Consider the following 8,390-nt stretch of genomic DNA (forward strand, 5'->3'; position numbering starts at 1 on the left):
ATCCCCATCCGCCGGCCCGCGTCGCACCGTGCCCAACCCCATAGCATTCACCGTGCCATGCCAGCCGGAGCACGAAACGCCAATTGTTTCAGAGACTTACGAAGAAATGGCACCCAGGGGCGGGCGCGGAGCCGGGCGGCGGCCGGAAAAAACTACGCTCGCGGGCCGAACGCGCCGTCCCGCCGTACCGGTCCACTGTCGCAGCGAAGACGAAGCCCTTCAGGCGCGCCCGACAGGTGGGCGCCACAGCCGGAGCGAGTCCTGGGCAAGCAGCTCGTGCAGGGCCTGCTGAAGCGAGACGAGCATCTGATGGAGTGACTCGGCGGTGTCACCGTAGGCTTCGAGCACACGCTCGTGCCGCCCGTCGAAGATGCGCAGCCTGCCAGGGACGAGCGCGATGACGGGAAGCGTCGGGTGGCGTTTGCGGAGCAGGCCCAGGAAGAGCGGGTGGTCCTCATCCGGGCGGCGCACGTCCACCACCACCAGCGCGGGAGGCCGGGACGTCAGCGAGGAGAAGGCGTCGTCCGCATCCCCGGTGACGGAGATGGCCAGGTCCGGCGCCTCGAGGATGCGCCGCAGCAGCTCGCGCGAAGGCGCATGAGGACTGACGATGAGGACCCGGCGCATCTCGAGGCTGAATCTAGCCCTTCCAGACGGCGATGGCGGCCCCCATGAAGGCGAGGCTGGAGCCCAGCACCCGGGGGAGCGTCGCGGGGCGGCCCTCCACCATCGCATCCCACACGAGGCTGGTGAGGAGCTGCGCCGCCATCAGCAGCAGGGCGGACTGCACCGCGCCCAGGCGGCTCATGGCCCAGGGCATGCCCAGCACGATGATGACGCCGCACAGGCCCGGCACCAGGTGCCAGGGCGTGAAGCCACTCAAGCGGCCCTGCCCCGCCGCGGCCTCCGGCCAGAGCCCCGGCACCGCGCGCACGGCGAGGTACACCGCGAAGGTGGCCGCCGTCGCCACCACCATGTTCAGGAGCACGGCGCTCATCAGGCCCCACTGGCCCGCGAAGCGACGGTTGAGACCGGCCTGGGCCACGACTGCCAGGCCACACAACATGGGAACGAGCGTGATGAAGCGCATGCGGCGCGCTGGGTACCGTGAACAGCGCCCCCCTGCAAGCCTACCCCCCACGTCCCCGATGAGGCTGGCGAAACCCAGGATGACCGGATAGGTCCCTTCACGCCGATGCCGCCGCCCACCGAGCTCCACTTCGACTGCGGCACCCTGGTCGCGCCCACGCTGCCAGAGGATGCCCGCCTGCGGACCCTCTTCCAGAGGGACGGACGCACCGGCGTCTACCGCGCGCCCGCCAGGCACTACCGCGACGCGGTGCTGCGGCTGCGGGAGCTGGGCATCCCCTACGAGGACAAGGCGAAGCGCTTCGAGCCGCTGGAGCTCCCGCTCACCTCGCCCATCCAACCCTTTCCGCACCAACAGCAGGCGCTGGAGGCGTGGACACGCGCGGGCGGACGCGGCCTGGTGGAGCTGCCCACGGGCGCGGGCAAGACGCTGCTGGCGGTGCTCGCCATCGCCCACGTGAAGCGGCCCACGCTGGTGGTGGTGCCCACGCTGGACTTGATGACGCAGTGGCAGGGCGTGCTGGCGCGCCACTTCTCCGTGCCGGTGGGCCTGCTGGGCGGCGGCGTGAATGACCGGCAGTCGCTGACGGTGACGACGTACGACTCGGCGGCGATGCAGACGGAGTTCCACGGCAACCGCTTCGGCCTGCTGGTGTGCGACGAGTGCCACCACCTGCCCGCGCCCAGCTACCGCTTCATCGCGGAGGGCTCGCTGGCGCCGTACCGGCTGGGCCTCACCGCGACGCTGGAGCGCGCCGATGGCGGCGAGCGCGTCTGCGAGGAGCTGCTGGGCCCCCGCGTGCACCGCTCGGACATCCGGGAGCTGCAGGGTGAATACCTGGCGCCCTACGAGGTGAAGCGGGTGGAGGTCCCCCTGACGCCCGACGAGAAGGCGCGCTACGACACGGCGCGCGCGCTGTACCTCGGCTTCGTGCGCAGGCTGGCCGTGCCGCTCTCCGCGCCGGACGGGTGGGCGCGCTTCCTGGCGCAGAGCCAGCGCAGCGACGAGGGCCGCGCGGCGTACCGCGCCTACCGCGAGCAGCGGCGGATTGCCCTGACGTCCAGCGGCAAGCAGGAGGTGCTGTGGCGCATCCTCCTGGAGCACCGGGACGACCGGGTCCTCGTGTTCACCGACGACAACGAGACGGTGTACACGCTGGCGCGCCGCTTCCTGCTGCCCGCGCTGACGCACCACACGCCGGTGCCGGAGCGCAAGGCGTTGCTGGCGGCCTTCGCGTCCGGGGAGCTGCCGGTGCTGCTGACCTCGCGCGTGCTGAACGAAGGCGTGGACGTGCCCGAGGCGCGCGTGGGCGTGGTGCTCAGCGGCAGCGCGAGCGTGCGCGAGCACGTGCAGCGGCTGGGGCGCATCCTCCGCAAGCGGCCGGGGAAGCGCGCCCTGCTGTACGAGGTGTGCTCCGCGCAGACGGCGGAGAGCAGCATCAGCGAGCGGCGACGCCAGCACGGCGCCTATCAGGAGGGGGGCTGAGATGCTGACGCGCGAGCTGCTCAACTTCCGCGTGCGCCAGGGCGTGCTCCGCCCCGTCTTCGTGAAGCGCGATGACGCGGAGCTGCTGACCTTCGCCCAGGGGCTGCTCGCGGAGGTGGAAGCGTCGCGCGGCGGCCAGCGCGACGACATCGAGGAGTCGCTGGGCTTGAAGGCCGGCGCCTTCACCAAACCCAAGGTGGCGCGCGGCCTGGTGAAGCTGGTGCAGGACCGGCTCCTCTTCGACGAGCCCGCGCCCGGCGTGACGGAGGCCCGCTGGGAGCGAATCAAGGCGGCGGGACACGTCCTGCGCGCCCTGCCGCCCGACGCCTCGGTCGAGGACTTCGAGGCGCGGCTGGCCCAGACGCTCCCCATCCCCCTGGCCGAGGCCCGCGAGGCGCTGTACTCGGACCTGCCCGGCCACCGCCGGCTGGTGGGCTGGGACGGCGAGGGGCTGGACGCGCAGGACCTGCTGGATCGCTACAACCTGGCGCTGGCGCAGGGCCCCCTGCTGTCCGCGCGGCGCCTCCGCCTGCGCGCCCAGGCGCCGGACCTGCTGCGCGTGCGCAAGGTGCTCCGGTGGCTCAAGTTCTGCCGCCTGGTGGCCGAGGTGTGGCGCGACGACGACAACTGGGCGCTCGACGTGGAGGGCCCCGGAGCCATGCTGGCGCTCCAGAAGAAGTACGGCCTGCAGCTGGCGACCTTCCTGTCCGTCGTGCCGGTGCTGGAGCGCTGGGAGCTGACCGCCACCGTGGAGCCTTCACGGCGGCAGGCCACGCTGATGCTCAGCCACAAGGACCCGCTGCGCTCGCCCCTACCCGCCGCCCTGGGTCACATCCCTCCGGAGGTGGCCTCGCTCGCGGAGGGCTTCGCGGATGACGCGTGGGAGCTGGACCTGACGCCCCTGCCCCGGCACGTGGGCGCCTCCGGGCTGTGCGTGCCGGACCTCACCTTCCGCCACCGCGCGTCCAGGAGAGAGGTCGCGCTGGAGCTCTTCCACGCGTGGCACGCGGCGCCCCTGGCCCGGCGGCTGACGGAGCTGCGCTCGCGGCCGGACGCGGGCCTGCTGCTGGGCGTGGACCGGGCGCTGGCCAGGGAGGCCGTGGAGCGAGCGGCGCTGGAGGCCCACCCGCAGGTGGTGCTCTTCAACGGCTTCCCCTCCGCGCGCAAGCTGCGGGAGCGCCTGGCGAGGCTGGAGCCCGGACGATGAGCGGCGCGTCAGCCGCGCGGCTTGAACTGCGCCGCGAGCACGCTGAGGATTCGGATGGACGTCCGGTCCAACTGCCTGGCCCGGCGCATGAGCCGCCGCAGCTCGGCGGACTCGCCGTAGTCGCTGGGCGGCTCGGCGGCCCACTTCACCTCCTGCACCGGCTTGAGGCCCAGCGCCTCGTCCGCGGAGATGGAGAGCACCGTGCACAACCTGCGGAACGTCTGGATGCTCGGCAGCATGTGGCCGCGCTCGAGCCGGCCATAGACTTCGCTCGCGATGCCAATGCGCTCCGCCACGTCGGCCTGCGTCAGGTTCAGGCGGGTCCGAGCAAGGCGTGCCGCTCCGCCAAGGCGGGATGCGAGAGTCTTTTCCATGGGGTCGTTAACCTGGCGGGTCCGCCCATGTCGATATGACTTGAGAGGTTGGCATCCAAGAACTTCCTGAGTAGTCTTGTAGGTAGGCAACCTCGTGCGTTTGGCCAACCACACAGGTCTCACCCTGCTGGCGCGAAGAACATGCTGACCTTCTTGTTCGTGGATGAAGACCCACGTTCACTCGCGGCGCTGCGGCGCCTCGTGAGGGATTTGCCCGGCGGCAAGCGCTTCGCCCATTGCATGGAGGAAGCCCTCGCGCTGGTGAAGGAAGAGGCGCCGTCCGTGGTGGTGACGGGCGATCTGCTCCCGGACGGGGACGGGCTGGGCCTGCTGGAGCAGGTGCGCGCGCGCCACCCACGCACCGCCTGCGCGCTGCACGCGGTGCTGCCGCCCCTGGCGCGGGACATCACCTGGATGGACCGCGCCGCGCCGCCCTGGGAGGTGCATGCCCTGCTGCGGATGCTGGGCATCGGTGCGGCATCCGAGGGGAGCCCGCGTTAAGGTGCCCCCCTCGACTCGCCATGAAGCTCTACGCCATCAGCGACCTGCACCTGCGCCACAACGACAACCGCCTGGCGCTCCAGGCGCTTCCGGCCCACCCGGAGGACTGGCTCATCGTCGCGGGGGACGTGGGCGAGACGCTGTCGGAGATGGAGCTCATGCTGAGCACCCTCACCCAGCGCTTCCGGCAGGTCATCTGGGTGCCCGGCAACCACGAGCTGTGGACCCTGCCGTCAGAGCAGCCGCAACTGAAGGGTGAGGCGCGCTACCAGCGGCTGGTGAGCCTGTGCCGCGGCTACGGCGCCCTCACGCCGGAGGACCCCTACCCCCGCTGGCCCGGCCCTGGCCCCGAGCGCGTCATCGTCCCCATGTTCCTGGGCTACGACTACACGTTCCGTCCGGACCATGTGCCCGCGGACAAGGCGCTGGAGTGGGCCTGGGAGGATGACTTGCTGTGCACCGACGAGGTGCTGCTGCACCCCGAGCCCCACGCCAGCCGCTCCGCCTGGTGCGCCGCGCGCGTCGAAGCCACGCGGGCCCGGCTGGACGCCCTGCCCCCGGGCTGCGCCACCGTCCTCATCAACCACTACCCGCTGCGCTACGAGCACGTGCGGCTGCCGCGCATCCCCCGCTTCTCCATCTGGTGCGGGACGAAGCAGACGGAGGACTGGCACACCCGCTACCGCGCGGAGGTCGTCGTCACCGGCCACCTCCACATGCCCGCGACGCTGTGGCGCGACAACGTGCGCTTCGAAGAGGTGTCGCTGGGCTACCCCATGCAGTGGAAGTACCGGGGCGTGCACGCGTGGGAGAGCTGCCTGCGCGTCATCCTGCCCGGCCCCACGCCGTAGAAAATACGAAGCCCCGGGCGCCGCGTGAAGCGGAGCACCCGGGGCCTCATCGGCGCGGACCAAGGCCGCGCCGTCACTTCAGACTACTTGGGCAGCGGCTCGAGGAAGGAGCCGATGAGGACGATGTTCTCGAAGCCGTCCTTCGCGCCGAAGACCTCGATGTAGTAGCGGCCGGCCGGCGCGTTGATGAGGTTGCACTTCTCCGACTGGTGCTCCTTCACGCTGCGGCAGTCGTAGTCCGCGTGCGACGGAGCCCCACCGCGCTTGACGTAGAGGTCGGGGTTGCCCTTGCCCTCGCCCGTCTGGATGTAGATGTTGTTCTTCCCCTGGCCCGGGCGACGCTCCGGCACCTCGAGGATGAACACCTGCGAGGAGCCCGCCGCGCCCGTGAGGTTCTCCACGGCGATGCCGCTCTCGATGGGGATGAAGCCGCCCTCCCAGGTCACCGTCAGGGTGGCGTCGGAGTACGCGCGGTAGCCGTTCAGCATCGCGTACCACTTGCCGTGCTGCGGAGCCGGGAAGTTGCAGACCTCGTTGTTGCCACCGGCGTACGGGCGGCAGTCGTACAGCGCGGTGGTGGGCGCGCTGTTGTAGCGGACGTAGAGGTCCGCGTCACCCGTGCCACCCGACAGGGTGAACTTCAGGTTGTAGGCGCCCTCCGGAATCGTGACCTCGAAGTACTTCTTCTCGTTGGCGCCACCCGACACGACGACGGGCTCGTCCTTCACGATGGGGTCCGTCGGCGGCGGAGGAACCGGGACGCTGACGCCCACGGCCTTCCACGCGTTCGACACCGACTCGATGGTGGCGGCGTCGTAGCCGAGCTCCAGCGCGGCCTCTTCGGTGATGGCCTTGGCGGCCTCGAAGTTGGACGTCGGCACCATCAACGTGTTGGCCTTGTAGAAGATCTGCGCGGCCTTCTCGATGCCGATGCCCGCCACGACGATGGTGCTCTTGCCGCGCGGGTGGGTGCCACCCTGCGACAGGAGGTAGAACGCCAGGTTGGAGATACCGGAGCTGTAGTGCACGCCGGTGCCGGGCACGTAGTTGTGGTAGTGGTCCAGCGAGTCGCCGTCCTGCGCCGGGTCATTCATGTAGCGCAGGGCGTCGTTCGGGATGGACGGGGTCCACACGTCGTCGCCAATCAGCCAGTGACGCGGGGAGACCTCGTCCGCGCCGTCGCCGTACCACTCGCACACCGCGCCGAACACGTCGGACATCGACTCGTTCAGGCCGCCGGACTCACCCGAATAGATGAGGTCCGACTCGTTGTCCGTCACGGCGTGGGTCAGCTCGTGCGCCGTCACGTCCAGCGAGTTGGCCAGGTTGGTGGCCGTCACGCCGTCGCCATCGCCGTACACCATCTGGGTACCGTCCCAGAAGGCGTTCACGTAGTTGACGCGGTGGTGCACCGTGCTGATGAGCGTGCCGCCCGCGTTGTCGATGGAGTCGCGGCCGAACAGGGTGTTGTAGCAGTCGTAGACGGTGCCCAGGTGGTCGTAGTTGGTGTTGACCACGGGGTCCGCCACCGGCGCCTGGCCCTCGGAGCGCACGAGCGCGCCCGGCAGGGTGGTGGTGTTGTTGCCGTCGTGGAGGCGGCGGTCGAGCGACTCCTTGATTTGCGGGATGCGCAGCATCACATCGGCGTTGCGCGCGTCCACCAGGACCCAGTCGCGAACAGGCGTGCCGTCCGCCTTGTTGCCGTGCTGGACGACCTTGTACATCAGGCGCAGCTCGTCATCGATGCGCCAGTACACCAGCTCCGGGTTCTTGTCGGTGACCCAGCCCTTGAGCGTCTCGCGGTCGGAGTCCACCGAGGACGTGGCAACCTCACCCGCGATGGCCGGCTTCAGCTCGGCGCGCAGGTCGCCGCGGACGTTGGTGTTCGCCGCGAACACCTTGCCGTTGCGCGCGTGCACGCGCAGCTCGCCGCCCAGCACCAGGATGTTGTTGTGCTTCACGGCATAGCGGTAGTGAACGTCACCCTGCTTGTCCGTCTGCGCCTTCTTGAAGACCAGGTTGGCCGGGTCCAGGCGGAACATCGGCGCCAGGCTGTCGATGACCGGCGCCAGCGCGGCGGCGTTGAGCGCCTTGGGGCCCGCGGCGGGAATCTCCGGCAGGGGAATCGACAGACCCGTGACGAACTTCGCCACGTTCTGGTTGTCCGTCAGAATGACCTTCGCGCCATTCTCCAGCGTCGCCGCCTTCGCGGCATCCGTAGGCTTGTCGGCCTCGGGGGCAGGGGTGGACTCATTGCAACCGACGACGACAGACAGCGCCGCGATACCCAGCGCTCCGCGCACTCTCTTCTGCACCATGTAATCCTCCTAAGTGGAAAGATTAGGAAGCACGATGCCACAGGGCTGACGGGAATTTCAAGGTTGCGCGATTATTTCAGCTATTATCCACTTCTAAGATTTCAGGCTAATTGCGATTATACCTTTAATTTCATGGACTTGCAGGGTCTACTGGCAGTGCGGGCCCTCTGTCACGTGACGTGACGGGTCATCCAAGCAGGCTGCGGTTTTCCACGAATCGTGTGAACTCCGTGCGGAACCCCGGGTCCGCCCGCGCGCGTGCGGCGACACTGGCATCGACGTGGCTGGCCATTACGCTGCCTGTCCGGGAGGCAACGATGCGCGCATTGCAGCTACAGCGGCTGGACGGCCCTGAGGGGCTCCAACTGGTGGACGTGCCCGAGCCCGAGGCGGGGGACTCGGTGCTCATCGACGTGGTGGCGGCTGGGGTGAGCTTTCCGGACCTGCTGCTCACCCGGGGGCAGTACCAGCTCAAGCCCGCCCTGCCCTTCATCCCGGGCGTGGAGGTGGCGGGTGTGGTGCGGCGGGCGCCCGCGGGCGCGGCGGTGAAGCCTGGGCAGCGGG

At 69.7% G+C, this 8,390-nt stretch carries 9 protein-coding genes; 5 read left to right on the top strand and 4 right to left on the bottom strand.

Annotation, left to right across the window (positions count from 1 at the left end; translation table 11 throughout):
* Nucleotides 1–219 precede the first annotated feature (219 nt).
* Nucleotides 220–627, bottom strand: a complete 408-nt coding sequence (locus tag G4D87_RS28650; protein WP_163785888.1) for a response regulator — start codon at nucleotides 625–627, stop codon at nucleotides 220–222.
* Nucleotides 628–640: 13 nt separating this feature from the next.
* Nucleotides 641–1,090, bottom strand: a complete 450-nt coding sequence (locus G4D87_RS28655; RefSeq protein ID WP_163785889.1) for a DMT family transporter — start codon at nucleotides 1,088–1,090, stop codon at nucleotides 641–643.
* Nucleotides 1,091–1,195: 105 nt separating this feature from the next.
* Between G4D87_RS28655 and G4D87_RS28660 the strand changes: the two genes are divergently transcribed.
* Complete coding sequence (locus G4D87_RS28660; RefSeq protein WP_163785890.1) at nucleotides 1,196–2,575, top strand: DEAD/DEAH box helicase family protein; 1,380 nt, start codon at nucleotides 1,196–1,198, stop codon at nucleotides 2,573–2,575.
* Nucleotide 2,576: 1 nt separating this feature from the next.
* The gene (locus G4D87_RS28665) at nucleotides 2,577–3,782 is read left to right on the top strand and encodes a DUF790 family protein (RefSeq protein WP_163785891.1); all 1,206 of its coding nucleotides are present in this window, start codon (nucleotides 2,577–2,579) and stop codon (nucleotides 3,780–3,782) included.
* An 8-nt stretch (nucleotides 3,783–3,790) separates the two neighbouring features.
* Here the strand turns inward: G4D87_RS28665 and G4D87_RS28670 are convergent, their stop codons facing one another.
* A complete protein-coding gene (locus tag G4D87_RS28670) occupies nucleotides 3,791–4,156 on the bottom strand; it encodes a helix-turn-helix transcriptional regulator (RefSeq protein ID WP_043710359.1) in 366 nt (121 codons plus the stop codon).
* Nucleotides 4,157–4,297: 141 nt separating this feature from the next.
* On the opposite strand from G4D87_RS28670, the gene G4D87_RS28675 reads away from it, so the two are divergent.
* A complete protein-coding gene (locus G4D87_RS28675) occupies nucleotides 4,298–4,657 on the top strand; it encodes a response regulator (protein WP_240358682.1) in 360 nt (119 codons plus the stop codon).
* A 20-nt stretch (nucleotides 4,658–4,677) separates the two neighbouring features.
* Nucleotides 4,678–5,508, top strand: coding sequence for a metallophosphoesterase family protein (locus tag G4D87_RS28680; protein WP_163785893.1), 831 nt, complete (start codon nucleotides 4,678–4,680; stop codon nucleotides 5,506–5,508).
* A gap of 83 nt (nucleotides 5,509–5,591) precedes the next feature.
* On the opposite strand, the gene G4D87_RS28685 is transcribed toward G4D87_RS28680, so the two are convergent.
* Entirely contained in the window at nucleotides 5,592–7,826 is a 2,235-nt protein-coding gene (locus G4D87_RS28685; protein WP_163785894.1) for a M4 family metallopeptidase, read from the bottom strand.
* Nucleotides 7,827–8,143: 317 nt separating this feature from the next.
* Here G4D87_RS28685 and G4D87_RS28690 point away from each other — a divergent pair.
* Nucleotides 8,144–8,390, top strand: a 247-nt coding sequence (locus tag G4D87_RS28690) for an alcohol dehydrogenase catalytic domain-containing protein (RefSeq protein ID WP_163785895.1), incomplete at its 3' end; no start/stop codon positions are given.

The sequence above is a fragment of the Myxococcus vastator genome, assembly GCF_010894475.1.
Taxonomy (GTDB): Bacteria; Myxococcota; Myxococcia; order Myxococcales; family Myxococcaceae; genus Myxococcus; species Myxococcus vastator.

Bases quoted from the DNA above. Each gene is read 5' to 3' on its own strand.
- G4D87_RS28650 (WP_163785888.1), bottom strand. From the start codon at position 627: ATGCGCCGGGTCCTCATCGTCAGTCCTCATGCGCCTTCGCGCGAGCTG.
- G4D87_RS28655 (WP_163785889.1), bottom strand. From the start codon at position 1,090: ATGCGCTTCATCACGCTCGTTCCCATGTTGTGTGGCCTGGCAGTCGTG.
- G4D87_RS28660 (WP_163785890.1), top strand. From the start codon at position 1,196: ATGCCGCCGCCCACCGAGCTCCACTTCGACTGCGGCACCCTGGTCGCG.
- G4D87_RS28665 (WP_163785891.1), top strand. From the start codon at position 2,577: ATGCTGACGCGCGAGCTGCTCAACTTCCGCGTGCGCCAGGGCGTGCTC.
- G4D87_RS28670 (WP_043710359.1), bottom strand. From the start codon at position 4,156: ATGGAAAAGACTCTCGCATCCCGCCTTGGCGGAGCGGCACGCCTTGCT.
- G4D87_RS28675 (WP_240358682.1), top strand. From the start codon at position 4,298: ATGCTGACCTTCTTGTTCGTGGATGAAGACCCACGTTCACTCGCGGCG.
- G4D87_RS28680 (WP_163785893.1), top strand. From the start codon at position 4,678: ATGAAGCTCTACGCCATCAGCGACCTGCACCTGCGCCACAACGACAAC.
- G4D87_RS28685 (WP_163785894.1), bottom strand. From the start codon at position 7,826: ATGGTGCAGAAGAGAGTGCGCGGAGCGCTGGGTATCGCGGCGCTGTCT.